22 protein-coding genes are annotated in these 26,027 nt (G+C 55.6%); 9 read left to right on the plus strand and 13 right to left on the minus strand.

The annotated features are described in order from the left end of the window. Both RHM61_RS17880 and guaB read right to left on the minus strand, forming a co-directional pair. The gene (locus tag RHM61_RS17880; protein WP_322248668.1) at positions 1-1,050 is read right to left on the minus strand and encodes a GGDEF domain-containing protein; all 1,050 of its coding nucleotides are present in this window, start codon (positions 1,048-1,050) and stop codon (positions 1-3) included. Positions 1,051-1,091: 41 nt separating this feature from the next. Beyond that, complete coding sequence (gene guaB, locus RHM61_RS17885; RefSeq protein ID WP_322248669.1) at positions 1,092-2,552, minus strand: IMP dehydrogenase; 1,461 nt, start codon at positions 2,550-2,552, stop codon at positions 1,092-1,094. A 106-nt stretch (positions 2,553-2,658) separates the two neighbouring features. Between guaB and RHM61_RS17890 the strand changes: the two genes are divergently transcribed. After that, a complete protein-coding gene (locus RHM61_RS17890; protein ID WP_322248670.1) occupies positions 2,659-3,126 on the plus strand; it encodes a DUF4124 domain-containing protein in 468 nt (155 codons plus the stop codon). Here RHM61_RS17890 and RHM61_RS17895 read toward each other — a convergent pair. Together RHM61_RS17895 and RHM61_RS17900 are read right to left on the minus strand one after the other, a co-directional pair. Next, complete coding sequence (locus RHM61_RS17895) at positions 3,123-3,422, minus strand: RnfH family protein (RefSeq protein WP_322248671.1); 300 nt, start codon at positions 3,420-3,422, stop codon at positions 3,123-3,125. The genes RHM61_RS17890 and RHM61_RS17895 overlap by 4 nt on opposite strands. Beyond that, entirely contained in the window at positions 3,419-3,850 is a 432-nt protein-coding gene (locus RHM61_RS17900; protein WP_322248672.1) for a type II toxin-antitoxin system RatA family toxin, read from the minus strand. The genes RHM61_RS17895 and RHM61_RS17900 overlap by 4 nt, the downstream gene beginning before the upstream one ends. Before the next feature lie 101 nt (positions 3,851-3,951). On the opposite strand from RHM61_RS17900, the gene smpB reads away from it, so the two are divergent. Continuing rightward, a complete protein-coding gene (gene smpB / locus RHM61_RS17905) occupies positions 3,952-4,401 on the plus strand; it encodes an SsrA-binding protein SmpB (RefSeq protein ID WP_186910631.1) in 450 nt (149 codons plus the stop codon). A 16-nt stretch (positions 4,402-4,417) separates the two neighbouring features. Here the strand turns inward: smpB and RHM61_RS17910 are convergent, their stop codons facing one another. Beyond that, positions 4,418-4,729: a hypothetical protein gene (locus RHM61_RS17910; RefSeq protein WP_322248673.1), complete on the minus strand. Its 312-nt coding sequence runs from the start codon at positions 4,727-4,729 to the stop codon at positions 4,418-4,420. Between the two features lie 419 nt (positions 4,730-5,148). Here RHM61_RS17910 and katG point away from each other — a divergent pair, with 419 nt between their 5' ends. From katG to RHM61_RS17935, 5 genes are all read left to right on the plus strand, one after another. Then, positions 5,149-7,341, plus strand: a complete 2,193-nt coding sequence (katG, locus tag RHM61_RS17915) for a catalase/peroxidase HPI (RefSeq protein ID WP_322248674.1) — start codon at positions 5,149-5,151, stop codon at positions 7,339-7,341. Positions 7,342-7,478: 137 nt separating this feature from the next. Further along, positions 7,479-8,249: a two-component system response regulator OmpR gene (gene ompR, locus RHM61_RS17920; RefSeq protein WP_322248675.1), complete on the plus strand. Its 771-nt coding sequence runs from the start codon at positions 7,479-7,481 to the stop codon at positions 8,247-8,249. A gap of 11 nt (positions 8,250-8,260) precedes the next feature. Further along, positions 8,261-9,628 carry an ATP-binding protein gene (locus tag RHM61_RS17925; protein ID WP_322248676.1) on the plus strand — a complete coding sequence of 456 codons (1,368 nt, stop codon included), beginning with the start codon at positions 8,261-8,263 and terminating at the stop codon, positions 9,626-9,628. A gap of 158 nt (positions 9,629-9,786) precedes the next feature. Further along, the gene (locus RHM61_RS17930) at positions 9,787-10,095 is read left to right on the plus strand and encodes a helix-turn-helix transcriptional regulator (protein WP_322248677.1); all 309 of its coding nucleotides are present in this window, start codon (positions 9,787-9,789) and stop codon (positions 10,093-10,095) included. After that, entirely contained in the window at positions 10,092-10,283 is a 192-nt protein-coding gene (locus tag RHM61_RS17935; RefSeq protein WP_322248678.1) for a hypothetical protein, read from the plus strand. The genes RHM61_RS17930 and RHM61_RS17935 overlap by 4 nt, the downstream gene beginning before the upstream one ends. Positions 10,284-10,516: 233 nt before the next feature. Here RHM61_RS17935 and RHM61_RS17940 read toward each other — a convergent pair whose 3' ends face one another. Then, entirely contained in the window at positions 10,517-15,853 is a 5,337-nt protein-coding gene (locus RHM61_RS17940; protein ID WP_322248679.1) for a hypothetical protein, read from the minus strand. Positions 15,854-16,126: 273 nt separating this feature from the next. Between RHM61_RS17940 and upp the strand changes: the two genes are divergently transcribed. Beyond that, positions 16,127-16,702, plus strand: coding sequence for a uracil phosphoribosyltransferase (gene upp, locus RHM61_RS17945; protein WP_322251126.1), 576 nt, complete (start codon positions 16,127-16,129; stop codon positions 16,700-16,702). A 594-nt stretch (positions 16,703-17,296) separates the two neighbouring features. On the opposite strand, the gene RHM61_RS17950 is transcribed toward upp, so the two are convergent. Further along, positions 17,297-18,535: a DEAD/DEAH box helicase gene (locus RHM61_RS17950; RefSeq protein WP_322248680.1), complete on the minus strand. Its 1,239-nt coding sequence runs from the start codon at positions 18,533-18,535 to the stop codon at positions 17,297-17,299. A 188-nt stretch (positions 18,536-18,723) separates the two neighbouring features. On the opposite strand from RHM61_RS17950, the gene RHM61_RS17955 reads away from it, so the two are divergent. Next, positions 18,724-21,156 (plus strand): DEAD/DEAH box helicase, encoded by a 2,433-nt coding sequence (locus RHM61_RS17955; protein ID WP_322248681.1) that lies wholly within the window; start codon positions 18,724-18,726, stop codon positions 21,154-21,156. A gap of 13 nt (positions 21,157-21,169) precedes the next feature. Here the strand turns inward: RHM61_RS17955 and RHM61_RS17960 are convergent, their stop codons facing one another. The 6 genes from RHM61_RS17960 to lpdA all read right to left on the minus strand — a co-directional run bounded on the left by RHM61_RS17960 (position 21,170) and on the right by lpdA (position 26,016). Beyond that, positions 21,170-21,487: a type II toxin-antitoxin system RelE/ParE family toxin gene (locus RHM61_RS17960; protein ID WP_322248682.1), complete on the minus strand. Its 318-nt coding sequence runs from the start codon at positions 21,485-21,487 to the stop codon at positions 21,170-21,172. A gap of 109 nt (positions 21,488-21,596) precedes the next feature. Continuing rightward, on the minus strand, positions 21,597-21,788 hold the full coding sequence (locus RHM61_RS17965; RefSeq protein WP_322248683.1) for a hypothetical protein: 192 nt from the start codon (positions 21,786-21,788) through the stop codon (positions 21,597-21,599). A 163-nt stretch (positions 21,789-21,951) separates the two neighbouring features. Further along, the gene (locus RHM61_RS17970; protein WP_322248684.1) at positions 21,952-22,854 is read right to left on the minus strand and encodes a DMT family transporter; all 903 of its coding nucleotides are present in this window, start codon (positions 22,852-22,854) and stop codon (positions 21,952-21,954) included. Between the two features lie 107 nt (positions 22,855-22,961). Next, a complete protein-coding gene (locus RHM61_RS17975; RefSeq protein ID WP_322248685.1) occupies positions 22,962-23,387 on the minus strand; it encodes a hypothetical protein in 426 nt (141 codons plus the stop codon). Then, positions 23,387-24,484: a cell division protein ZapE gene (zapE, locus tag RHM61_RS17980; RefSeq protein ID WP_322248686.1), complete on the minus strand. Its 1,098-nt coding sequence runs from the start codon at positions 24,482-24,484 to the stop codon at positions 23,387-23,389. Before zapE ends, RHM61_RS17975 begins: the two co-directional genes overlap by 1 nt. Positions 24,485-24,588: 104 nt before the next feature. Next, positions 24,589-26,016: a dihydrolipoyl dehydrogenase gene (gene lpdA / locus RHM61_RS17985; RefSeq protein ID WP_322248687.1), complete on the minus strand. Its 1,428-nt coding sequence runs from the start codon at positions 26,014-26,016 to the stop codon at positions 24,589-24,591. Positions 26,017-26,027: the final 11 nt, after the last annotated feature.

The following is a 26,027-nucleotide window of genomic DNA, read 5'->3' on the forward strand; positions in this document are numbered from 1 at the left end:
TCAAATTATCATGTCAGGATGGTCGGGCTTGGCCTGAACCACCGTATTGTTTCCTGCATTCCTCGCAGAGAGCAGGGCTTGTTCAGCCAGGCTGATGAATGTTTCAGGATCGATGTCGGGAAAAATGTCGCTCGCTGCCAACCCGGCACAAATCGTCATTGCAGTTGCTGTATTACCTATTACTTCGGGGTGCATCGTGATGGCCAAGCGTATTCGCTCGGCTACCGCGGTGGCCACCAGATGCGAAGCGCCGGGCAAGACCACCAACAATTGGTCGCTGCCGTAACGGCCCAAGGCATCAAACGGTCGTATGCATGAGCGTATGCGGCTGACCGTGCGTATCAAAATCTGATCGCTGAGCGCCATGCCATACTGGGCCCGTACCGCATCGAGCTGATCGGGATACACTAACAGCAGTGACAAGGGTTTACGGGCCTTGTTACAGCGATCGAGCTCGATGCGCAAAGAGCGCAGGATGGCGGTTTTATTCCAAGTCCCGAGCAGCGGATCAAGCAGCGATTCACGCTTGAGTTGGCGGTTCTCTTTGAGCAGTTCGATTTGCTGCTGATATATCAGACCCAAGGCCAGTTCGCGCTCGATCACGATCGCTAAATCGGTCAATAACAAATGCTGCGCCTCGCTCATCGTGCGCACCTGATAATCGAGCAGGCGGATGCAGCCGATCAGCTTGCCATCCTGCGCGTAAATCGGATACGACACGTAAAAGCGAATGTAGGGCACGCCGACGACGCCGCGATGGCTGGCAAAATGTTCGTTGGCCGCTAAATCCGGCACCACGACAAACTCTTCCGACAAAGCCAAGCTGTCGGAAAACCCGGCTTCCATCTCGGTGATCGAACGGCCACTGCCACCGGAACGGCCGCTGACATGGCCGAACGAAACAAAGCAATTGGCCACGGCGAACAGTTGCACACCCATGCGTTCGAAGCGGCTGATCTTCGCTTCGAACTTTTCATTCAACATCCGTTCCATCCCGGAGTTGGCGAAAAGTATGGTAGTGGAACTGGCGCTCTCAGCACTGGCTGACATGCTATTCTCCTCGGCCCTAAGGGCGCGCAGTCAAACGGCGATCAATCGGCACGGTAGTTCGGTGCTTCCTTGGTAATTTGCACATCATGGACATGCGATTCGCGCATGCCGGCCGAAGTGATTTCGACAAATTCGGCCTTGGTATGCAAGTCGTCAATCGAAGCGCAACCACAGTAACCCATGGAAGAACGGACGCCACCGACGAGTTGATACAAAATCGCCAAGACGCTGCCTTTATAAGGAACCCGGCCTTCTATGCCTTCTGGTACCAGTTTGTCGGCATTGTTGGAGGCATCTTGGAAGTAACGATCAGCCGAACCATCGGCCATAGCGCCGAGGCTACCCATGCCGCGATACGATTTGTAGCTGCGTCCTTGGAACAAGATGACTTCACCAGGCGCTTCTTCAGTACCGGCAAACATGCTGCCCATCATCACGGTTGAGGCACCAGCTGCCAACGCTTTCGAGACATCGCCGGAAAAACGTACACCACCATCGGCGATACACGGCACGCCCGTGCCTTTGAGTGCATTGGCGACATTGGCAATCGCAGAAATTTGCGGCACGCCCACACCAGCGACGATGCGCGTGGTGCAGATCGAGCCGGGACCGATACCGACCTTGACCGCGTCCGCACCATGCTCGACCAGCGCCAGCGCTGCTGCTGCGGTGGCAATATTGCCACCGATAACTTGAATGTGCGGATAATTATCTTTTACCCAACGTACCCGGTCGAGCACGCCTTTGGAGTGACCATGCGCGGTATCGACCACGATCACATCGACCCCAGCTTTGGAGAGCAAATCAACGCGCTCTTCGTTGTCAGCACCGACGCCGACAGCCGCGCCGACGCGCAGTTTGCCGTGTTCATCTTTGGAGGCAAACGGATGTTCGGTCGATTTTTGGATATCTTTTACTGTGATGAGGCCGCGCAATTCAAAGGCAGCATTGACCACTAACACACGTTCGAGACGGTGTTTATTCATCAAACGCTTGGCTTCGGACAAATCGGCCGCTTCATCGACGTAGACCAATTTTTCTCGCGGCGTCATTTTGGCGCGCGCTTCGGCGTCGAGTTCTTCTTCGAAACGCAAATCGCGGTTGGTAATGATACCGACGACGGTGTTACCTTCGACGACAGGGAAACCACTGATGCCATGTTGCTGAGATAAGGCGATGACTTCGCGAATCTTCATGCTCGGCGGGATGGTGATAGGATCACGCAAGACGCCCGATTCAAAACGCTTGACCTTGGCCACTTCGCGCGCTTGCTCTTTGGCCGTCATGTTTTTGTGAATGATACCGATGCCGCCCTCTTGAGCCATGGCAATTGCGAGCCGGGCTTCGGTGACGGTATCCATCGCGGCGGATATCAAAGGGATACGGATATCGATATTTCGCGTCAGCTTGGTAGCGAGCGAAGTATCTTTTGGTAAGATGTCTGAATAAGCTGGAACGAGGAGCACATCGTCAAATGTGAGTGCTTTTTGTAGTAGACGCATACTATTTCCTATAGGCGCAAAAGCAAATTATACAGAAAACTTGCCGTCTAGTCTCTGTGCGTGTAAAACTCTTGCATCTTTTGATTATTTTTTAACGAGACTTCTTATGTCCAACACCGGCCGCTGCCTGTTTTCTGTGCTTTTCATGCTTAGTTGCGCTAATGCAAGCGCTCAGTATGTCTGGGTAGACGAGAAAGGCGTCAAGCAATTTACCGATACCCCACCACCAGCTTCGATCGCCAGCAAAAAAATTCTCAAGAATCAAAGTAATAGCTTAGCCAGCAAGGCGGCCGAGCCGGAGGCGAAACCAACGCCAGCAACTTTGTCCAGCCGCAATGAAGATTACAACAAACGGCGCGTCGAGCAAGCCGAGAAAGACCGCAAAGCGGCAGCCGATCAACAATTAGCTGATAATAAAAAACAAAATTGTGAGCGCGCCCGATCATATCAACAGTCCCTCGATGGTGGCTCGCGCATCGTGCGTACTGATAAAAATGGACAACGTAACTTCCTCGACGATGCCGAACGGCAAAAAGAAAGCGAAGCAGTGAAAAAGCATTTGGCGGATTGCTAAGTGCGGGCGGCCAGCTGTTTGGCGGCCCGGCGGCGGCGCGCTTCCATAGGATCGGCCGACAAAGGGCGGTAAATTTCAACTCTGTCGAGGTGATGAAGTAGCGCATCGAGCGGCTTCAATTTGCCGAACACGCCATATGTCCAAGTGCCGATGGTCAATTCGGGATACAGCGCAAGGATGCCGCTGGCCTGGACTGCCTCGGCCAGCGTAGCACCAGCAGGCAGTTCCAAATCCAGCAAGCGATAGCCAGACTGGGCGCAATAACAAACTTGCACCTGCACGAGTGCGGTACTCACGCGTAGACTTTATCGGCGCGGGCGCAAAACGAATCGACAAAGCTGTTGATGATCTTGCCAAATACCGGGCCGATCAAATGTTCCAATAATTTACTGGAAAATTCGTAGCTGAGATCAAATTCGATTTTGCAGGCATCGGCGCGCAATTCGCTGAATTTCCAGCAGCCGCTCAATTGCCGGAACGGGCCGTCGACCAAGCTCATTTCCATCGTGTGCGGTGCTTGGTTCTGATTACGGGTGGTGAAACTTTGCTTGATGCCGTGATAATTTATCGCCAAAGTCGCGGTAAGATGTGTCTCTGAGCGCTCAACTACCGTGACGCCGCCACACCAAGGCAAAAATTCAGGATATTTTTCGACCTCGTCCACGAGAGCGAACATCTGTGCAGCACTGTAAGCGACGAAAACTGTTTTATGTACGACTGCCATCTCAGGTAACCATTTGGTAGAATCACAGGTTCGCATTTTAACCGAGTCACCCCCATCGCCGAAGCAAATTTGCGACGACGAGTAACCAAATTTTCACCCTCATGAGCATTGCTGATAATAAAAAAGCATTCCACGACTATTTTATCGAGGAACAATTCGAAGCCGGCGTCGTACTGCAAGGCTGGGAAGTCAAAGCCATACGCGCGGGTCGCCTGCAACTCAAAGAAGCCTATGTCATCGTCCGCGATGGCGAGATTTTCTTGTTCGGCGCGCACATAGGCGCGCTACCTACTGCTTCCACCCACATCCACCCCGACTCTGTACGCACGCGCAAGTTATTGTTGCATGCGGCAGAAATCAGTAAATTAATTGGCAAGGTAGAACGTTCCGGCTACACCATGGTGCCGCTGAACATGCACTTCGTCAAAGGTCGGATCAAATGTCAGATCGGCTTGGCCAAGGGTAAAAAGCAGCATGACAAACGCGACACTGAAAAAGAACGCGACTGGCAGCGTGAGCAACAAAAAATCATGAAGCAGCATCGCCGTTAAGGCAGCGCCACGTCCCTCAATGCCGCGGGCGCGGCAATTCTTGTTCGCTCTGGCGGATTTGCTCGCGCAGCATCTGCCTCTGATCGGCATCTAATTGCGCTTTGCTGGCCGCCGCTTTACTCACCTCGGCGTGGCTAGCCTCACATGCCCCCGCCCCACCCTTCCGGTCTGAAGCACAAGTCGGTAGCGGCTTATGCGGCGCTTTTTCGGTTTGACTGCCGCCAGCCATGTGCCGACCAGCATGCGCCGACCAACACAGGACTGGCACCATCGTCAGCCAAACCAGCACAATGTAAAACAGAGCACGGACACAAACAACTGGTTTCATGCGGTCAGCAAGCCTGTATAGGATGGGCAGAAATATCCTGTGCAGCAAAACCACATCAGGAGGCGCGCAGTGAATCGGCACGCCTACGATTCTATGCGGAAACACCGCCGCGTACCAGCGCCAACTTAAAATTGCCTGTGATCATTTGCATAAAATGTCTTTGAACTCGGGAACCTATGCGTTCGCGAAACAGTCACTCTTAGAGATGCCACAGTATATCGAGCCGTCAGGCTCCTCACCCACTCCCGAGTCAGCGCTTCACCTGAGTCAGGCGCTGAGACGCTACTCGGGCATTTCGTTATAGTTAAAATAAATCGATTCGATCATTTCAATTAAGTAGCGTTTCAGTCATTGTCGACCTAAGATGCATCATGCCTTTCATGGAGTAGTCCCACCGCCACTTATCACCGGAGTCTAGCATGTCAAATGAAGAAAAATGTCCGTTCAACCACAGTGCAGGTAAGAATGCCGTCGCCGGCACCCCCAGCAACGCCAGTTGGTGGCCCGATCAATTGAATCTGAAAATTCTGCATCAACAATCGCCGCGTGCCAACCCCATGTCAGCCGACTTCGATTACGCCACGGCCTTCAAGCAACTCGATCTGGCTGCCGTCATCGCCGATCTGCATGTCTTGATGACGGATTCGCAGCCTTGGTGGCCGGCCGATTATGGCCACTACGGCCCATTTTTCATCCGCATGGCGTGGCACAGTGCCGGCACGTATCGCGTCAGCGATGGCCGCGGCGGTGTGGCCGGTGGCGCGCAGCGCTTCGCGCCACTCAATAGTTGGCCTGATAATGGCAACCTCGATAAGGCACGGCGCTTACTCTGGCCGATCAAGCAAAAATACGGCCAAGCACTGTCTTGGTCTGATTTGATCGTATTAGCCGGCACCGTGGCACTGGAATCGATGGGCTGCCCGAGCTTTGGCTTTGCCGGCGGCCGCCAAGATATCTGGGAGCCGGACGACGCGACCTTCTGGGGTGCCGAAACCGCTTGGATGACAGAGCAGCGCTACAGCGGTGAGCGCGATTTGGCTCAGCCGCTGGCGGCGGTACAGATGGGTTTGATCTACGTCAATCCGGAAGGTCCGGACGGTCAACCCGACCCACTCGGTTCGGCGCGCGACATCCGCGAAACCTTTGCGCGTATGGCGATGAATGATGAAGAAACGGTAGCCCTGGTGGCTGGTGGCCACACCTTCGGCAAGGCCCATGGTGCCGGTGATGTGGCGCGAGTCGGTGCGGAACCGGAAGCGGCCCCGATCGAAGAGCAAGGCTTGGGCTGGAAAAACAGCTTAGGCAACGGTAGTGGCGTATATGCCATTACCAGCGGCATAGAAGGTGCGTGGACTGCCACCCCTACCCAATGGGACAACAGCTATTTCGACACCTTGTTCGGCTATGAATGGGAATTATGCAAGAGCCCGGCCGGCGCCCATCAATGGACCCCGACCGATCCGGCCGCTAAAACCACGGTACCGGATGCGCATGATGCCAGCCGCCGCCATGCGCCTATGATGACGACCGCCGATATCGCCTTGCGTGTCGATCCGGCGTATCAAGTCATTGCCAAACGTTTTCAAGCCAATCCGCAAGAATTCGCCACGGCCTTCAGCCGCGCTTGGTACAAATTAACCCATCGCGACATGGGCCCGGCAGCGCGCTTACTCGGCCCCTTGGTGCCGCACGAAGTTTTGCTGTGGCAAGATCCGATTCCAGCGCTGAACCATCGCTTGGTCGACCCGCAAGATCTGCTCCAGTTAAAGTCGCAATTACTCACCAGCGGCCTGTCGATCAGCCAGTTGGTCAATACCGCTTGGGCCGCTGCGGCGAGCTTTCGCGGCAGCGACAAACGCGGCGGCGCCAATGGCGCAAGGATCGCGCTGGCTCCGCAAAAAGACTGGGAAGCCAATGCACCACAACAATTGGCCGAAGTCTTACCGAAACTCACAGCGATACAGCAGGCATTCAATACTGCGCAAACCGATGGCAAGCAGATTTCCTTGGCCGACCTGATTGTATTGGGTGGCGCTGCCGCCATCGAAAGTGCGGCAGCCAAAGCCGGCCACGTGCTCAGCGTGCCATTTACCTCAGGGCGCATGGATGCCACGCCAGCGCAAACCGATGTCGAATCATTTGCCGTGCTCGAAGCCGCTGCCGATGGCTTCCGAAATTACGTGCGTCCCGGTTTCGAATCGGCCGCTGCGGCCTTATTGATTGACAAGGCGCAGCAACTGACTTTAAGTGCGCCGGAAATGACGGCTTTGATCGGCGGCATGCGTGTCTTGAACGCCAATACGGGACAAGTCGCACACGGCGTATTGACCGATAAACCGGAAAGCTTGAGCAATGATTTCTTCCTCAACCTGCTCGATATGGCTACCGTCTGGCGCCCCGCTGCCGCAACCGGCGTCTTGGAAGGGCGCGATCGTGCCAGCGGTCAGTTGAAATGGACTGCCACCGTGGTCGATTTAGTGTTCGGCTCAAATGCGCAACTGCGCGCGCTGGCGGAAGTGTATGCCAGTGCCGATGGCGAAGCGACGTTCTTGCGCGACTTCGTCGCCGCATGGCATAAAGTGATGCAGCTCGACCGTTTTGATTTAGCGTAATTCAACAGCGCCGCCCCCTCCCCGCTGTTTGCGGGAGGGGTTTTTCACAGGCAAAATGTAACAATTCATGTGTAACAATTTGTAAGCCTCGCCATTAAGCGGTTTCCAAGTATCAGCGATGCCAGTAAGATATTCGCATGCAAAATCACCCACCCCTCTCTGACACCGGCAGCCCTCCCGCCATTTCCCCACCAAAAGCAAAAATTCTGGTCGTTGATGATGATGTGCGCTTGCGTGAATTATTACGCCGCTACTTGACCGAACAAGGTTTTCAAGTGGTCGGCGCGGAAAATGCGCAAGCCATGAATAAATTATGGATACGCGAACGCTACGACATGCTGGTGCTCGATTTGATGTTGCCAGGCGAAGATGGCTTGGCCATTTGCCGCCGTCTGCGCGGTGCCGGTGATAAAACACCGATCATCATGCTGACGGCGAAAAGCGATGAAGTCGATCGCATCATCGGCTTGGAAATGGGTGCCGATGATTATCTGCCTAAACCATTCAATCCGCGCGAGCTGGTGGCCCGCATCAATGCCGTCTTGCGCCGCAAAGCCCCCGATGAATTGCCGGGTGCCCCCTCGGAAGGCGCGCAAAGCTTCGCTTTCGGCGATTTCGTTCTCGATCTGGCAACCCGCACACTGAAAAAGAAGCAAGATACCGTGGCGCTGACGACCGGCGAATTCTCGGTACTCAAAGTGTTTGCGCGCCATGCACGGCAACCGCTGTCGCGCGAAAAATTGATGGAACTGGCGCGCGGACGCGAATATGAAGTGTTTGATCGCAGCCTTGACGTGCAAATTTCTCGCCTGCGCAAATTAATCGAACCCGACCCTTCCAATCCGCTCTACATACAAACAGTGTGGGGGCTCGGTTACGTTTTCATTCCCGATGCCCATAAAAACTAACACGCAGTAGCATGCGTTCTTACCTCAACAGCTTGACATGGTTAGGCAGCGGCCTGTTCTGGCGCACCTTCTTCATGCTGGTATGTTTGGTCATCGTCAGCATGGCATTCTGGCTACTCAGCTTTCGTAGCCTGGAGCGCTCGCCACGGGCGCAGCAATTGAGTACGCAAATTGTATCGATTGCGACCATCACGCGCTCGGCACTGACGCATGCGGCACCGGAACAGCGGCGCGCACTACTGCATGATTTGGCCAATAACGAAGGCATACGAATTTATTTTCTGCGCGACGGCGACACCGTTGAAGCCGCCGAAGCCAGCGCGTTTTTCATAGAGTTGAGCGCACTGCTCAAAACCAAGCTGGGTCAGGCCACCCGCTTCGCGCGCGCGGTCAACGGTATCAGCGGTTTTTGGGTCAGCATTGATATCGAGGGTGACCCGTATTGGCTGCGCTTGGAAGAAGACCGGGTTGAGCCACCGTTTACGATGCCCGTTCTGGGTTGGGCGTTTGCCACCCTGCTCGTCACCCTACTCGGTGCGGCCGCCAGTTCGAAACTGATCAACGAGCCGCTGTCACGCCTGAGCCGCGCCTCGCGCCTGCTGGCACAAGGCCGGCAACCACCGCTACTACCGGAACGCGGACTCAAAGAAATTCGCGACACCAATGCCAGCTTCAACCACATGGTGGCCGATTTAGCGCGCATCGATGTCGACCGCAGCATCATTTTGGCCGGCATTTCCCATGACCTGCGCACGCCCTTAGCACGCATGCAACTCGAAGTGGAAATGGCGGTCGTCGACGATGCGGCGCGCACCGGCATGCAAGCCGATTTAGCCCAGATGGATGAAATCATCAATCAATTCCTCGATTATGCCAAGCCGATAGAGAGTCTGCGTTTCCAACAAATCAATATCGGCCAATTACTGGCGCAATTAGTCTCTGAGTATTCACGAGTGAATTACCTGCACATCCACAGCGCACTGGCCGAGGATTTGCATATCGCTGGCAACGCCACCGAATTGCGCCGCTTATTCAGCAATCTGATCGAAAATGCCTGCCGCTACGGCAAAAACCCGGACCAATTGAATACCGTTATCGAGATTCAATGCTCGTATAAAAACAAAGGTAAAAAGCAAGGCATACTGATCAGTTTTCGCGATTATGGAGAGGGTGCCCCGGGTGACGATCTCAATAAATTACTCAAGCCCTTCACCCGCGCCGATGCTTCACGCAGCCAAGCCAATGGTTCCGGACTGGGACTGGCGATCGTCGACCGCATCGTGCGCCGTCATCGCGGTCGCTTGCGTATCTACAACCATGATCACAAGGGCTTTGTGGCGGTGATGGTTTTTCCGGAAATCAAGTTCAGAGATTACTAGGAGTCTGTCGGACTGAAGGAATCGAAGCGATTTTGCAGCCGATTACTCCTAAGCCCGACAGACTCCTGGGAGTCGCGTGCGAACGTTCATCCTCTTGATTGTAGCTTTCCTAAGAGCTGCTATACTTAATCTGGTAAATAAGAGATTCAAGGAAAGCCATGATCTGCGAACTGATGAGCGCCCCCGAGTTGGCCTCCGGCATAGGAAAGAACTTGCGACTGGCGCGCGCGGCGCGCGGTTTGCGCCAAGAAGACTTAGCGCTGGCAAGCGGTGCCAGCGTGCAAGCGATTAAAAATTTGGAAGGTGGCGGCAAAGTCGAATTGATCACCTTCCTCAAAGTGGTGCAGGCTTTGAATTTGGCACGCGGCGTATGGGAAAGTTGTCAACCGCAAGCGCAAACGCTCGATGAAATTGAGCGCATCGAGGCGGCCCGTGCCACGGCTTCACGTGTCAGAGCGCGGCTATGAGCAAACGACTGGCAGTGCATTTGGATTTCGGTGCCACCGCCAAACCGCTGCTGCTTGGAGAGTGCATCTGGGTGGATAGTGAAAAAGTGGCGGCTTTCCAATGGAGCGCAGCGGCGATTGCTGCCGGATTCAATTTATCGGATTTGCGCGTAAAACCCCGTCGTTCAGAGGCTGTCGCAAAAGCCTGATGGACGCGTTTTTAAACCTGAAACACCGTATACCTCGTCATTCCCGCGTGCTTTTGGCGGGAACCCAGTGTCGTTTTCAGCGCTGAAAACACGATCATATCTGGCATTTTCAGTTAACCACGAACGCCGCTGGGTTCCTGCCAAAAGCGCGCAGGAATGACGTGGCCACCAGTCGGGGTAATGATGCCGACTCAATACCCTTTTGCGACAGCCTCTTTAGGTCGGGGAGGATGTCAATTTGCTGCAAAAGCCAATTGCACCGCCGGGGTGACGACGGCATGGACGTCGGCTGGTGCTTGCGGTGCCAGCGGTGCGGCGAGCTGGTAAGAAAACTGCATCGTGCTATCTACCCGCGGTGCGGCGGCCGGTGTGCTCAGTGGGGCAGTCGGTGCGGCAAATGCGCTCGTGAATGGCAATGCGGCACCGAAGTTGGCAAAGCCAGCAGCACCGATAAGGCCGGCACACATCAATAAGCCGGCCAAAACCGAGGGACGCAGACGCAAGCGGAAACGGTCCAGTTGTTGTTTCGCTTCTTGTTGCAGCAATTCCAAGTCGCATTCCACACTCGATTGCGCCAGCATATGCTGCGCTTGTTCGCGCCATTCGGCACTATGCTGTTGGTTTTGACGCAAAGTTTGCATCAATTCCTGTGCGCTGTGTTCGGCTTGGGCACGTTCGATTTCGTACTGCGCACGGGCGGCGGCAGCGGCAGCGGCCAGTTGTTGTTGCTGTTGCTCAAAATCAACTTGACGCTGACGACTGGCTTGTTGCGCTTGCTGCTGCGCTTGCATCAATACAGCCTGTTGCTCGGCTTCTTCTTCACTCAGTGCTTGTGCAGCGATTTGTGCTTGTTCCAGCGCAGCTTTGGCAGCGGCATAGTTGGCGCGACGTGCCAGCAAGCGATCGGCAAAGGCCGCTTCTTGTTCTTCCTGTAGCGCCAAGACTTGCATCAATTCTTGCTCTTGCTGCAAGCGCGCAGCTAATTCACCGGCCAATTTTTGCTCAGTTGCATAGCGTTGCGCTTCGACTACGGCCAATTCTTGCTCGACCACGATCCGAGCTTGCATTTCTGCAATTGCTAAGCGTGCTTGTTCGGTTTGTTGCGCTGCTGCTGCCGACAATTCTTGTTCGACAGCGATTTTTTCTTGTTCGATCGCATTGGCAGCCAGCACTTGTTCGGCACGCAACTGGCTTTGTTGCGTCAATTCTGCTTCAATGTGTAAGCGCGCTTCCGATGCCGTGATGATCAGCATCTCGGCATCCATTTTATCGTTGATGGCTTGCAAAGATAACTGCGTCAATTCCATGCTGCGCTGTTCGCTTTGCTGTTTCGCTTGCATGGCGGCGATTTCACGCTGTGCCAGATCGGCCTTATCGATTTCTAATTGCTGCAAAGACATTAATTCATTCGCCTGCTCTTGCGCCAGTGTGGCGGCTTGAATTTGCGCAGCAGCATGCAGTTTGGCCAAATCCATGGCTTCGGTTTCTGTTTGCAAGCGCAATTGCATGGCGACATTGGCATCTTGTTCGGCTTGGGCACGAATTTCTGCGGCCTGCAGATACGCGCGTTCGGCTTGTTCGCGTTGCTGTGCTTGCTGCAGCGCGGCTTGCTCGGCCGCGGCCTTGTGTTCGAGCGTGGCCAGTGTTGCTAATTCCAGGTCGGCCCGTTGCTGCTCTAAAGCTGCTAAGCTTTCTGCTTCACGCAATTTATCGGCCATTGCTTGCGCGGCCAGATGTTGCGCTTCGGCGTGTTGCAAGGAGACGGTGAACATACTCAATTCACTCGCCCGTTGTTGCTCAACCGCTGACGCGGCCGCCTGTTCTTGCGCGGCGCGGTCGCTGGCCAATTGTTGCGCGGCGCGTTCGGCGCACAGGCGCGCGGCCAGTGCTTGTTGTTGACTTTGCTCTGCAGCTATTTTTGTATGCAATTCGGCAGTCAATTGCTGTTCTAAATCCAGGCGCGCTTGCTCAGCCGCGCTCGCAACTTGCAATAAAGCAGTTTTTTCTTCCAGGGCAGCGCTGGTTTGGCGTTTGATGAGAGTTTCTTCGGCCGCGCTGGCAAGCCAGGTTTTTTCGGCCGTATTGAGTTCTTCGAAAGCCAGACGCGTGGCGGTGTCGCTTTGCTCACGGGCATACAGCAAGCTCACTTGCTCTTGCTCAGCCGCGCAACGTGCCTGTGCTGCCTGTGCTGCCGCCAACTCCGCCGCTTGTTTTTCGTTCAGCATGGCCGACAAAGCTTGCTCGGCGTGCAGACGTTCCTGCTGGGCGGCATGCAACTGTTGCTCTTGCTGCAAACAGCATTGTGTAATTTCTGCCATCAATTTTTGCGCATCAGCATGGGCGGCCAATTCTTGGTGCAAAGCCTGTTGCGAAGCCAGCGTTGCCTGTGCCGCCAAACGGGCTACTTGCTCGGCATGGGCGTTGGCAGCCGCGTACTGCTGTGCTTCGCTGGCGGCACGCAGGCCTTGTTCTACATCGTATTGTGCGGATTGCTCAGAAGACAATTGTGCCGTGGTCGCGGCCAGCAAGGCATCTTCTTTTGCACAACGTTGTTGCATGACTTCATGCAATTCAGCCAGGCGGCGATTTTTTTCCACCAGCAATTCATGCGCTTTATGCTGACTATCGGCATAAGCTTGGGCTTGGGTTTGCAATGCCAATTCGGCTGCCAAGCTGGCTTGCGCGGTGTGCTCGGCGGCTTGTTCGGCTTGCGCACGTGCCGCTGCGGCGGTCGCTTGTTGTTGCGCCGCTTGGGCCGCAGCTTGTGTCGCAGCATGGCTGATAGTCTCTGCTGCCAATTGCTCTGCTGCTGCTACTGCTGCCAGTTTGGCGGCTCGTGCAGCGGCGGCTTCCAGCCTGGCCTGTTGTTCCAGTGCCGCTGCCGCTTGTTGTTGCGACTGCGCTTTTTCTTGCCCCAAACGTGTCAGTTGTGCCGCTGCTTTGACGCGTGCGGCTGCCGCCTCGGCGGCGAACTGTTCGACTTTCGCTTGTTCCTCATGTTGCGCACACAATTTTTTCTCTTCGGCCAACTTCAATTCACTGGCAGTACGCAAAGCTTGTTCGGCTTCAAGGCGCGCCAAGTGTTGATCGCGCTGCGCTTGTTCGGATTTGGCCTTGGCTTGTAATTCGGCTGTCAGTTTTTTTTCTGCTTGCAGTTTTTCTTGGATTGCCGTCAGTGCCTCTTGCTCCGATTGCGCGCGTAATTTCAGCGTTTTCCCCAATTCTTCGGCTTGGCTGGCTTTGGCTTGTGCCGCTGTCGCTGCTTGTTTTTGCAGTTCAGCATGCTCTTGCACTTTTTCTAAACGTTGCTGTTCTGCTTGTATCATCGCCAGGCGTGCGGAGCGTGCGGCGATTTCTTGCTCTTTGCGCGCTTGCAATACTTGCATATGTTGGCGATCGGCATGGGCACGGGCGATCACTTCGCCAGCCGCGGCTTGCTGCGCTTCCAGTTTTTCTTGCGCAGCGGCGGCAGCTTGTTTATCAGCCTGGTTCAAGACTTGCTCGGCACGAGTTTGTTCTAGTGCTTGCAAGCCCTTCAAAACGGCCAAGTTAGCATTTTCTATTTGCAGCGCCGTATGGATTTCAGCTTGTTGCAAAGCTTGTTTTTCAGCTGCCGCTGCTTGCTCTGATGCTACTCTGCTGGCGCGCTCTGCTTGCTCTCTGGCTACAGCATGACTGGCCAGCTCTTGCTCGGCACATTGTTTCGCTTCAGCTTCGCGTTGTGCTGCCTGTTCCGCCGCCAACTTGGCTTCGGCACTTTTCAACATATCGGCCACGGCTTGCGCGCGACGCTGTTCAACTTCCAACTTTTGATCGAGTAGGGCCATAGCTTTTACCTCATCTTGTGCGCTTTGCTGAGCGACGCGCAGTAATTCAGTGACATCCCTGCTCTTCTTGACCGTGGCAGCGGCCATACGTTGTTGCAGGTCGGCTTGTTCCATGGCTTGTTCCAACGTGATTTTTTCAGCCAAGTATTCGGTTTCTTGTGCCATACGTGCAGCTTGTTCGGCCGCAGCTTGCATCTGCATCAATTCGGCATGCGCTTGATCGGCCTTGGCGCGCGCTTCTGTTTGCTCCAGCATACCGCGTTCAGCCTGTAATTTTTTCTCCAAGGCATCAGCCGCATGCTGTTCGGCATCGGCCCGCAGTTGCTCAATATGCAGCAACTCACGCGCACTGTCGGCCTTGCGGCCCGATGCCAGATTGGCACGTTGGAGTAATTCAGCCTGGAAGGCACTGGCACTCAAAGCTTGCTGTTGAGCATCCGCTTGTTCGCGTGCCGCTTCAACAGCTACGCGTTCGATTTCAATTCTTTCTTTCGCCAATTGCGCCGCACGGTGCTCTTCGGCAGCACGACGACGTGCGATCTCGGTCGCTTCCGTTTCAGCGACGCGGCGCGCGCGCGCTTCTTCCGAGGCCTCGACTTCGGCGGCCATGCGCGTGCGCGCTTGCGCATCAGCATGTTGCTCATTTTCTATACGGCTCATCGCACTCGATTGCAACTCGCGTTCGGTACGGATGCGCGCTTCGGTGACTTCACGGATTTTATCTTCGGCTTCGCGGCGCGCTTGCGCCGTCGCTGCGGCAATCAATTCTGCCTGTTCACGTTTGCTGGCAGCAGCATGCAATTCTTGTTCGGCTTGCATGCGCAATTGAATCGATTCAGCCGCACGGCGTTCCGATTCCATCCGCGCTTGCGCCATGGCGTCTTGCTCTTGCTCAAGAGCCACGCGGGTCAGGGCATCTTCGCGCGCCCGTGCTTCCAGCGGTGCGCGATTGATCGCATATTCGAGCGCCATGACATCGGCTTGCTCGCGTTCTTTATTCGATTGCAGCGTATCGGTGCGCATTTTGACCAACAGTTCGGAGGTCACGCGCGCTTCACGTTCGCGTTTTTCCCGTTCCCGTGCCAGCTCAGCCACACGGGCGTCGGCGCGGGCGCGCTCGACTGCTTGTTGTCGCGCACCTTCGGAGGCCGCCACGCGTTCGGCTGCCCAACTACGTGCCACTTCGGTTTGTTTGCTTAATTTGTTGACGTCGTCTTTGGCCTTGGCGCTGATTTCCGTTTCCGCCTTGAATTGCAGTTCTGCGCGAATGCGCGCTTCCTGTTCCAATTTTTGCCGTTGCTCAGATTGATCACGCGCCCGGCTTTCCATTTGTGCACGTTCTTGCAAATCGCGCGCTTCTTGTTCGTTGGCCGCGATGCGCGCGGCACTCGCGGCTTGCGATTGCCGCTCGGCCATCAGACGTTGCTGGCTGCTGGCTGCACTTTGCTGTTCAAGCAATAATTTTTTCTGTGCCAGTTCGGCCGCTTCGGCTTCTACCTCGGCCCGTGTTTCGGCTAAGGCACGCGCCTGCGTTTCGGCTTGAAGGCGGCTTTCAGAAGCCACCGTGGCACGCGCCTCGGCTTCGACGCGGGCGATGGCTTCGCGGATACCTTTAATGTCTATGCGCGAATTGCGTTCGAGGGCATCAGGAGTACTCGTCAAATCTTCCTTTTGATCGAGATGACGATCCAGGGAAAAGTTTCCCAGAGAAAATTTATTCAACAGTGTCTGATTGCTGTCCATGTGCTACTCCTGATAATTGAGCCGTTCACCGGCACCACTGGCCTGGTGGCGCCGGAACTTCTTATCTTCGATTATCGAGCACAGCGAACACAAACAAAGCCGCGAGCAAAGCGGGAAATACCGTTCAATTCTGCTTCTACTGCACAGAAGTTTTTCCCGCCAAGCAAAGGAGCAACGTAAAATAGCATTCACGTCAAAATTAGCCGGAGAAATATCTTGAACGAGTTAGTTACCGAAATCAAACATCCTTTGGTGCAGCACAAACTGTCTTTAATGCGCAGCAAAGATACGCCTACCGACAATTTCCGTCGTCTGCTGCGTGAGATCAGCCAAATGCTGGCCTATGAAGTGACGCGCGATTTGCCGATCACGTTTACGCGGATTGAAACGCCGATTCAAGTCATCGATGCCCCTACCATCAGCGGCAAGAAGTTATGTGTGATTTCGGTACTGCGCGCCGGTAACGGCATTCTGGATGGCATGCTCGATCTGTTGCCCAACGCGCGCGTCGGCCATATCGGCTTGTACCGCGACCCGGTCACGCTGGAACCGGTCGAATACTATTACAAGGTGCCGGAAGATATCGCCGAGCGCTTGGTGATTGTGGTCGATCCTATGCTGGCAACTGGTAATTCGGCAGCTGCGGCAATCACGCGCCTGAAAGCCGGCGGTGCCGTCAGCATCAAGTTTGTGTGCCTGCTGGCCGCCCCGGAAGGCATTAAGGTGATGCAAGAGACGCACCCCGATGTGCCTATCATTACGGCCTCGATCGACCAGTGCCTCAATGAGCATGGCTATATTGTGCCCGGTCTCGGCGACGCCGGTGACCGTATTTTCGGTACTAAATAAACAATTTATACGCGATACAATAAGGCTGTGGCAACAAGAGGCTGTCGCAAAAGCCTGATGGAATCTTTTTACATCTGAAACACCGCATACCTCGTCATTCCCGCATGCTGCAACCTCGTCATTCCCGCATGCTTTTGGCGGGAACCCAGTGTCGTTTTCAGCGCTGAAAACACGATCATATCTGGCATTTTCAGTTAACCACGAACGCCGCTGGGTTCCTGCTAAAAGCGCGCAGGAATGACGTGGCCACCAGTTGGGGTAATGATACCGACTCACTACCCTTTTGCGACAGCCTCTGAAGAGGCTGTCGCAAAAGCCTGATGGACGTTTTTTACATCTGAAACACCGCATACCTCGTCATTCCCGCATGCTTTTGGCGGGAACCCAGCGTCGTTTTTTACACTGAAAATGCCACAATTTCTGGCATTTTCAGTTAACCACGAACGCCGCTGGGTTCCTGCTAAAAGCGCGCAGGAATGACGTGGCCACCAGTTGGGGTAATGATACCGACTCACTACCCTTTTGCGACAGCCTCTGAAGGCCGGGGTTTCAAACCCTAGTCAGATTTTTGATGAAAATTGCCGCAGCCTTGCTTTACTTAGCAGCACCAGCAGCGAGCGCGCGTAACTTATCCTTTTTACTCGGACGCCGCCCCTTGACGCCACCGTTGGCATCGAGCACGGCCGGTGCCAACGCTATCTCGGTGGCAGCGAAGCCATCTACGCTTTCCATTTCCAGGCGCAAGCCGTGGCGTTTTTGAATCAATTCAAAGTGGGCGGCATGATCAGCACTCACGAAACTCACGGCTACCCCACTACGCCCGGCGCGGCCAGTACGACCGATGCGGTGCGTGTAATCATCGGCGGAACGCGGCAAGTCGTAATTCACCACTACCGGCAAATCACTGATATCGATGCCACGTGCGGCGACATCGGTGGCGATGACGACGCGTAAACGCGAGGCCTTGAAATCGGCCAAGACTTGGGTACGCTTGCCTTGGCTCAATTCTCCATGAAACGGTTCGGCCGCGATATGCAAACGGCGCAGCTTGACGGCAACCAATTCGGCAGCATACTTCGTTGCAACAAACACCAGCACACGCTTCCAGCCTTCGGCCCGAATCAAATGGCGTAGTAATTGCGTGCGCTGCGGCGCATCGACAGCAATCGCGCGCTCGCTAATATCAGGTGCGCTGACATCTTCGGCAGCGATGCTTATGCGCGTCGGCACTTGGCAAATGCGCGTGGCCAGTTGCTCGACATTGGCTGGGAAGGTGGCGGAAAACAGCAAAGTCTGGCGACGCGCCGGCAGCAAAGCCAAAATCTGCGCCAACTCGTCGGCAAAGCCGAGTTCCAGCAAACGATCGGCCTCATCGAGCACTAAACTGCGCACCTGACTCAAGCTCAGAGCATTGTGCTGTACCAAGTCTAACAAACGCCCGGGCGTGGCGACGACGATATCTGCCCCACCGCGCAAATGCAGCATTTGCGGGTTGAGCGAGACGCCGCCGAACAAAACCGCCAGCTTGGCAGCCGCTTGCAAAGCGCGCGCCAATTGCTCGATACTGGCGCCGACTTGCGCCGCCAATTCGCGCGTCGGCACCAGAATCAGCAGTTGCACCGCGCGCGGACGCGCCGGGGATTGCAAGTTTTGCAATAATGGTGCGCAAAAAGCCAAGGTTTTACCGGAACCGGTCTGGGCTTGGGCAATCACGTCCTGCCCTTGCAAAATCAAGGGAATGGCGGCGCTTTGTATCGGCGTCGGCGCGGTAAACTGCTGCGCGCTGAGCGCAGCGAGCAGCGCGGGCGTCAAGCCCAAGGTAGCAAAGGACATCATAGTTTTCGAAAATCACGGAGGTCGCACTATACCACCGTCGGCCGCTGCTCGGTCCCTCGTTTGTGCGGCTTTACAGGCAAAACTGCCGCCACCGCAGCGCAGTGAGTTCATCACACATGGACGCGCCGGCTTGCCGCTGTCAGAATACCAGCTTTCCACCACCGTTTTGGTCCCCGCCTGCGCGCATGCTTCTGCTACCACCTATCCGCTTCCAGCCACGTCTGACCTTGCGCACACTCACGCGCGGCGACGGCGTGTTGGGCTTGCGCCCGGTCGGCTTGTTCGGCCCGCGGGGCGGCAATGTCAGCATTGCCGAACTCGAATGGATTTACCACGGTGCTGGGACTGGGCAAGGCGAATGGCGTGGCCCAGCCGATCAGGTGGATCCGGCTGATGCGGCAGTGCAATCCTGGCGCGACTTGGCGGCCGAAATCGAAGCCCTGGCTTGCATGGAGGATGCCGGCATGCACCGTTTGCCCGCATCGGCGCTGCAATGGCGCGCCGATGAACTGGCCGAGCCGCACAGCGCCCGCTGGTCCTTGCTGCTGGAAGCAAGTTTCGGTGATTTTTGGACGGAACAATTACCCCTGTTACAGGCGCGCGGCTGGCAAATCGTCATCGCCCCCGGTTTCGCGCATGAAAGCGTACCGGTCGAGCGCTGGCATTTGCTGATCGAACAAAGCAACGGCGAAGTCTACGGCAAAGTGCCGGCTACAGCCTTAGCCCGCCAGCGCCCACGCCGTCTGGGCGAACTCAAGCGCGGCGGTCGTTCCGGCTGGTGGATGCTGAGTCTGGGCATGGAGATCGATGGCGAAGCGCACGATTTGGTGGCCCCACTGGCTGGCCTGCTACAAAGCGACCGGCGTTGGCTACGCCGTGCACAAGTGGCCGCCATCGATGATCAAGAAAGAATTTCTTTAAGGCTACCCGGTGGCCGACGCGTCGATGCCGCTGCCGCGCTGCTCAAACCCGTCATCGCCGCCCTGCTCGATCTGCTCACCGATACGCGCCGCCCGGCCGGCCCACTGCACGTGAGCAGTTGGGATGCGGCACGCCTGGAAGACTTGTGCGCGCAATTGGCCAACACCACGCGCAGCGGCGTGTGGCAAATCAGCCGCGACGCCAATGTGACGGCCTTGGCGCAGCGCCTGCGTCTGGCTGGTGCGGCGACACCGGTGGCGGCACCGGAAGGTTTGGCCATCAGCTTGCGCCCATATCAATTACATGGCTTAGCTTGGTTGCAGTATCTGCGCACGCATGGCTTGGGCGGCATCTTGGCCGATGAAATGGGGTTGGGAAAAACTGCGCAAGTACTGGCGCATATCCTGCTCGAACAGCAAGCCGGCCGCCTCGATCAACCGGCTTTGGTGGTACTGCCGACCTCGCTGGTATTCAATTGGCAAGCCGAAGCGCGGCGCATGACGCCGAGCCTGCGCGTTTTGGCCTTGCATGGCCCGGAGCGCGCCGCCGACTTCAGCCGCATGGGGCAATACGACATCGTCTTGACCACCTATCCCTTGGTGTGGCGCGACCTCGATGCCTTGGCGCGCCAGCCGTTTCATTTACTGATACTCGACGAAGCCCAGACTGTCAAAAATGCTGCCGCGCGCAGCGCCGGTGCGATACGCCGGTTGCAAGCGCGCCACCGCCTGTGCATGACCGGCACGCCGATGGAAAACCACCTCGGTGAACTCTGGAGTCAATTCGATTTCCTCATGCCCGGCTGGCTAGGGGATGCGCGCAGCTTTTCCCGGCTGTGGCGTAAGCCGATCGAAGAACAGGCCGAAACGGCACGGGCGCAATTATTGGCGCAACGGGTACGCCCCTTCATATTGCGCAGACGCAAAGAAGACGTGGCGACCGACATACCGCAACGCAACGACATCATCCAATTCCTGCAATTAGAAGGGCAACAGCGTTCCTTGTATGAAAGCGTACGCGTGGCCGCCGACCGTCAGGTCAAGCGCGCCTTGGAACGCAGCGGCTTCACCGGCGCGCGCATCCGCATCATGAATGCCCTGCTCAAGTTGCGCCAAGTCTGCTGCGACCCCCTGCTACTGAAAGGCGAAGCCGCCGCGGCCGGCATAGAACGCGCGAAGATGACCATGCTGTGCGATATGCTGCCGGCGCTGCTGCTGGAGGGGCGGCGCGTATTAGTTTTTTCACAATTTACCGAAATGCTCGATTTGATCGCCAGCGAACTCGCTGCGCGCCAGCTCGGCCACCTCATGCTCACCGGCAAAGTCGCGGCGACACAGCGCGCCGGCATCGTTGCAGCATTTCAAAACGGCGAAACAGCGATTTTTCTGGTCAGCCTCAAAGCCGGCGGCACCGGCCTCAATCTGACCGCCGCCGACACGGTGATTCTGGTCGATCCATGGTGGAATCCGGCGGTGGAAGAACAGGCCATTGCTCGCGCTCACAGAATTGGCCAAACCAAACCGGTGTTTGTCTACAAGCTCGTGGTCGCCGGCAGTATCGAAGAGCGCATGTTGGAACTGCAAGCGCGCAAAGCGCTGCTGAGCGAAAGCGTGCTGGGCACAGATGCGGCCGTATCAGAGAAATTCAGTGCCGCCGAGTTGGCGGCCTTGATGGCACCGCTGAGGGAGCGTAGCTGAGTGGGGTTTTTTATTATGCGCCGCGCTTGGCACGTTCAAGCAAGGATGGCGTGACATCCCGGCGCGCATGATCGACGGCCAAGATGCGCAACACGCTACCGTCCAGAACATAGAACAGGCGGAATGGAAAGCGCTGTAAAGACCAGGTGCGCAGCGCAATTCCTGTCAGCAGACAGGCAAAGCGTAGAGAGCCCGCACCAGGATGCTCAGTGAGAAAGCGACAAGCGTCACGAAAACGCGCTGCGACAGCGGGCGACGCGTGTTTGACGTAGTAATGGGCCACATCTTTGACTTGCGATCTGGCAAAAGGCGTAATTTCGAGGCGAATCAAGGCGGCTGGTACTGTTAGGAAAACGCGAATTTAATTAATTTTTCGCCAAAACAACTTCGTAACGCGTCGATTTACAATCGATCTGCGCTTCCCTAAATCCGACAGGCTCCTAGGAAACAATCGCGTCGAGTTCGGCAAAAAACACCTCGTCCAGCGGAAGCGCCGGACCGCTGGACATTCCTTCCAGCACCAAGGCCAAGACGCGGCTATCTTCCTCGTTCCGTGGGCCTTCACTCGCCGGCACCTTAGGAAGATGAGCGAGTTCGAGCGTATCAATGGTGGTGAGATTAAATGCTTGCATGACTCAATTATACGAGCAAGCGCTGGAAAATCAAGTAAAAACAGACGCGACCGTGTGCCTGCCCAGGAGTCTGTCGGACTTAGACAATCGAAGCGAAAAATCGCTTGAGCGAGGACAGATTTGGCTATTTTGCAGCCGATTACTCCTAAGCCCGACAGACTCCTTAGGCCAGTTTCCCCCGAAACAAAGCACTGACAGGCTGACGCAGCGATTGTGCCAACAAGACGCCGGCCAGTGTCAGGGCTGAGCCGATCAAGTCGTAGCCATGCAAGTACTCGCCTAAAAATACGACGGCAATCAGCACCGTAAACACCGGCAAAAGGTTCATTAACATGGTGGTGCGGGCCGGGCCGAGGCGTGCTACCCCTAACATCCAGAGAAACGGTGCCAGTACCGAGGCAGGTATGCCGGCAAACAAGACTAATGGCAAGCCAGCTCGGGTCAAGGGTGGCGCGCCTTGGATCAAGTAGTACGCTAATAATACCGGCAAGGCACAGCTGATTTGCATGAATAAAGAATGCCAGAGTGGCAAGGAAATATTCCAACGCTTGAGTAACACGCTGTAGGCCGCATACGCAAAGCTGGCCAAGAGCATGAGCCCGTCGCCGACTGCGACACCACCGGAGAGCAAACTCAAGGGTGCTCCGGCACTCATCAAATAGATCAGTCCGGCCAGCGATAGCACGGCACCGAGCAAGGCACCAATGCTCAAGGCTTCACCGAGGAACAGCACACCGAGTGTCATTGCCAATACGGGCATGAGCGAAGCGACGATGCCCATATGGGTGGCGCTGGTGGTTGCGGCGGCGACGTAGGCTAAGCATTGGTAGAGCACCATGCCGAGCACGCCGAGGACAAAAAATTTCGGTAACAGCGGCCAGACTTGGCGACGCGCGCGCCACACCGGCACGCTGACGAAAAGCGACAGCAATACGGCCGCCAACAACCAACGATAAAATGAAATCGCGGCCGGATCAATGATGCCTGCGGCAAGTTTATTGACGTTCGTATTGATCGCCCAGATTAATACGGCGAGCAAAGGAAAGGCAATTTGTTTGAAGATCATCAGAGACACTTTCAGTACTTGAAGCGGGTTGGCATTGTCCCACACTCAAGGAGGCGCCGCATAATGCTTTTCGGAAACATTTCGGCAGTTGCACCGGCGGCCTCAGCTTACTTTGCTTGTTTTTCCACTGTTTCGCGATCGCGCTGCTCGGCCCGTAAGCGCCGCTGCAAGGCTTGCGCCTCAAAAGCAACCCGGTCGAGCACAGGCCGGTAGCGGCGACGATCGAGCTTGCTTTGCTTGAGACAATTATTGACGAAGAACAGCTCATAACAATGGTGCTGCGTGTCGAGATACCAGGTCTGCAAGTTTTGCTGCAAACCTTGCGTTGCGAGTAAGGCCGCGGCTGCACCGGCGCTGTCGCTCAAGCTACCGGCCGGATAACGCACATCGAGCACGGCGACATCGGCGGCGATGGCAGCGAGGCGCCCAGCACCGCTGTCAGCCGCAGTAGCCGCGTTAACCTGCGAGGAAAAAACAAGAATTGAACTGCACAGCAACAAGCGCGACAATTTAAGGAAAGCAACAGGTTTCATCAAGCGATAGCATCCGCAAGTTGGCGTTGATCGGTTTCCATATACTCTTTCGACTGCATTTCGATGATGCGCGAAACGGTACGATGGAATTCATTCGACAGTGTACCCTGAGTGTAGAGCAATTCGGGGGCGACGGCGGCCGACATGATGAGTTTGACCTTGTTATCGTAAAATACATCGATGAGCCAGGTGAAGCGCCGCGCTTCCGACGACATCGCCGCCGACATCGCCGGAATTTCCGACAAAATCACGGTATGGAAACGGCTGGCGATTTCGAGGTAATCATTTTGTGAGCGTGGCCCGCCGCACAAGGTATGAAAGTCGAACCAGATCACGCCACCGGCACGACGCAAAGACCGAATTTGCCGCCCTTCTATATCGACCTGCACATCTTCTTCTTTGGTATCGGCCAGACGCTTGAAACTGTCGCGCAAAGATTTATCAGTGGCGGCACCGAGTGGCGTCAAGTAGGCATCGACTTGTTCGAGCGCACGCTTGCGGTAATCATTGCCGGAATCGACATTGAGTACGTCGAGCTGCTCCTTGAGCAAAGCAATGGTCGGCAACATGCGGTCGCGGTGTAAACCATCGGGATACAGGGTATCGGGCTGGTAATTCGAGGTCATCACGAAGGACACGCCATTCTCGAATAAGGCTCTGAGCAAGTTGTAGAGCAGCATGGCATCGGCGACGTCGGAGACATGAAATTCGTCAAAACAGATCAAGCGGTATTTTTTGGCGATGCGACGCGCGACTTCATCGAGCGGATCGGCAACACCTTTGAGTTCATCGAGCTGTCTATGCACGCTGCGCATGAATTCATGAAAATGCAGGCGAGTTTTGCGCACCACCGGTACGACGGAATAAAAACTATCCATCAGAAACGATTTCCCGCGCCCGACTCCACCCCACATATACACGCCGCGCGGCACTTCCGGTCGCGTGATCAAACGCGTCAGCTTATTCGCGCGCTTACCCTTGTAATGCACCCATTCCAGATAGGCGGTTTGCAAGCGATCGACTGCGCGCTGCTGAGCGGCATCCGCTTGAAAGCCGCGTTGACTGAGGGCGTCTTGGTAAAACTCTTGTACATCCATAGCTGCTGTTCTCAAACGTAATTCGTACAACAAAAAACCAATAAAAAAATGGACGAGTCCACGACCCGTCCATTTTAACCGACATCAACCAGTCCAGCGTGGTCTTAGAAGTTGAGCGAACGCTTATCGACCGCCAAGGCCGCTTCTTTGGTCGCTTCCGACAAAGAAGGGTGGGCATGACAGATGCGTGCGATATCTTCCGACGAAGCACGGAATTCCATCGCCACAACGGCTTCGGCGATCAATTCCGATGCCATAGGGCCAACGATATGGACGCCGAGGATTTCATCGGTCGTCGCATCGGCCAAGAATTTCACCATGCCTGAGGTGTCGCCGAGCGCGCGCGCACGGCCGTTGGCCATGAACGGGAAGGTACCGGCTTTGTAGGCCACGCCATCGGCCTTGAGTTGTTGTTCAGTACGACCAACCCAAGCGATTTCCGGCGACGTGTAGATGACCCAAGGAATCGTGTTGAAATTCACATGACCATGTTGGCCGGCGATACGTTCCGCCACGGCCACGCCCTCTTCTTCCGCCTTGTGCGCCAGCATAGGACCACGCACAACGTCACCGACGGCCCATACGCCTGGCAAATTGGTTTTGCAATCGCCATCGACGTTGATGAAACCGCGTTCATCGAGCGCCAAACCGACACCAGCGCCATTAAGGCCGTTGGTATTCGGAGTACGACCGATGGAAATAATCAGTTTGTCGAACACGGCTTTGTGCTCCACGCCCTTGTCATCGGTGTAATTGACGCTGACATCGTTGTCACCATTGACGATGGCAGCGATTTTAACGCCCAGATTGATCGTCAAGCCTTGCTTGACAAACAATTTATGCGCTTCCTTGGCGATCTGCTCATCAACCGCAGCCAAGAAGGTCGGCAAGGCTTCGAGTACCGTCACATCGGCACCGAGACGACGCCAAACGCTGCCCATTTCGAGACCGATTACACCGGCACCGATAACGCCGAGTTTTTTCGGCACGGCAGCGATATTGAGTGCGCCTTCGTTGGAGAGCACATTGACTTCATCAAACGGTGTACCTGGCAAGGCGCGGGCATTCGAGCCCGTGGCCAGAATGATGTGTTTACCAGTGATGATTTCTTCGGTTTTGCCGGCGACTTTGATTTCGTAGCCGCCATCAACGGCTTGCACGAAGGAGCCATGACCGTGGAAGAAAGTGACTTTATTCTTTTTAAACAAAAACAAAATACCATCATTGTTTTGTTTGACGATGGTGTTCTTGCGGCCTAACATTTTGGACACATCCATTGCCAAGCCTTCGAGCGCGATACCATGATCGGCAAAAGCGTGACCGGCATGGTCAAAATGTTCCGACGATTGCAACAGCGCTTTCGACGGGATGCAACCGACGTTGGTGCAAGTGCCGCCCGGTGCAGGGCCGCCCTTGTCATTACTCCAGGCATCGATACAAGCAGTCGAAAAGCCCAACTGCGCAGCGCGAATGGCGGCAATATACCCGCCAGGACCGCCGCCGATAACGACGACATCAAATTGTTTACTCATGGAATGATCCT

The sequence above is a fragment of the Undibacterium sp. CCC3.4 genome (genome assembly GCF_034347425.1).
GTDB lineage: Bacteria > Pseudomonadota > Gammaproteobacteria > Burkholderiales > Burkholderiaceae_D > Undibacterium.

What these genes read in the sequence shown, in the direction of transcription:
- RHM61_RS17880 (WP_322248668.1), bottom strand. Translation starts at nt 1,050, where the DNA reads ATGTCAGCCAGTGCTGAGAGCGCCAGTTCCACTACCATACTTTTCGCC.
- guaB (WP_322248669.1), bottom strand. Translation starts at nt 2,552, where the DNA reads ATGCGTCTACTACAAAAAGCACTCACATTTGACGATGTGCTCCTCGTT.
- RHM61_RS17890 (WP_322248670.1), top strand. Translation starts at nt 2,659, where the DNA reads ATGTCCAACACCGGCCGCTGCCTGTTTTCTGTGCTTTTCATGCTTAGT.
- RHM61_RS17900 (WP_322248672.1), bottom strand. Translation starts at nt 3,850, where the DNA reads ATGGCAGTCGTACATAAAACAGTTTTCGTCGCTTACAGTGCTGCACAG.
- smpB (WP_186910631.1), top strand. Translation starts at nt 3,952, where the DNA reads ATGAGCATTGCTGATAATAAAAAAGCATTCCACGACTATTTTATCGAG.
- RHM61_RS17910 (WP_322248673.1), bottom strand. Translation starts at nt 4,729, where the DNA reads ATGAAACCAGTTGTTTGTGTCCGTGCTCTGTTTTACATTGTGCTGGTT.
- katG (WP_322248674.1), top strand. Translation starts at nt 5,149, where the DNA reads ATGTCAAATGAAGAAAAATGTCCGTTCAACCACAGTGCAGGTAAGAAT.
- ompR (WP_322248675.1), top strand. Translation starts at nt 7,479, where the DNA reads ATGCAAAATCACCCACCCCTCTCTGACACCGGCAGCCCTCCCGCCATT.
- RHM61_RS17925 (WP_322248676.1), top strand. Translation starts at nt 8,261, where the DNA reads ATGCGTTCTTACCTCAACAGCTTGACATGGTTAGGCAGCGGCCTGTTC.
- RHM61_RS17930 (WP_322248677.1), top strand. Translation starts at nt 9,787, where the DNA reads ATGATCTGCGAACTGATGAGCGCCCCCGAGTTGGCCTCCGGCATAGGA.
- RHM61_RS17935 (WP_322248678.1), top strand. Translation starts at nt 10,092, where the DNA reads ATGAGCAAACGACTGGCAGTGCATTTGGATTTCGGTGCCACCGCCAAA.
- RHM61_RS17940 (WP_322248679.1), bottom strand. Translation starts at nt 15,853, where the DNA reads ATGGACAGCAATCAGACACTGTTGAATAAATTTTCTCTGGGAAACTTT.
- upp (WP_322251126.1), top strand. Translation starts at nt 16,127, where the DNA reads ATGCGCAGCAAAGATACGCCTACCGACAATTTCCGTCGTCTGCTGCGT.
- RHM61_RS17950 (WP_322248680.1), bottom strand. Translation starts at nt 18,535, where the DNA reads ATGTCCTTTGCTACCTTGGGCTTGACGCCCGCGCTGCTCGCTGCGCTC.
- RHM61_RS17955 (WP_322248681.1), top strand. Translation starts at nt 18,724, where the DNA reads ATGCTTCTGCTACCACCTATCCGCTTCCAGCCACGTCTGACCTTGCGC.
- RHM61_RS17965 (WP_322248683.1), bottom strand. Translation starts at nt 21,788, where the DNA reads ATGCAAGCATTTAATCTCACCACCATTGATACGCTCGAACTCGCTCAT.
- RHM61_RS17970 (WP_322248684.1), bottom strand. Translation starts at nt 22,854, where the DNA reads ATGATCTTCAAACAAATTGCCTTTCCTTTGCTCGCCGTATTAATCTGG.
- RHM61_RS17975 (WP_322248685.1), bottom strand. Translation starts at nt 23,387, where the DNA reads ATGAAACCTGTTGCTTTCCTTAAATTGTCGCGCTTGTTGCTGTGCAGT.
- zapE (WP_322248686.1), bottom strand. Translation starts at nt 24,484, where the DNA reads ATGGATGTACAAGAGTTTTACCAAGACGCCCTCAGTCAACGCGGCTTT.
- lpdA (WP_322248687.1), bottom strand. Translation starts at nt 26,016, where the DNA reads ATGAGTAAACAATTTGATGTCGTCGTTATCGGCGGCGGTCCTGGCGGG.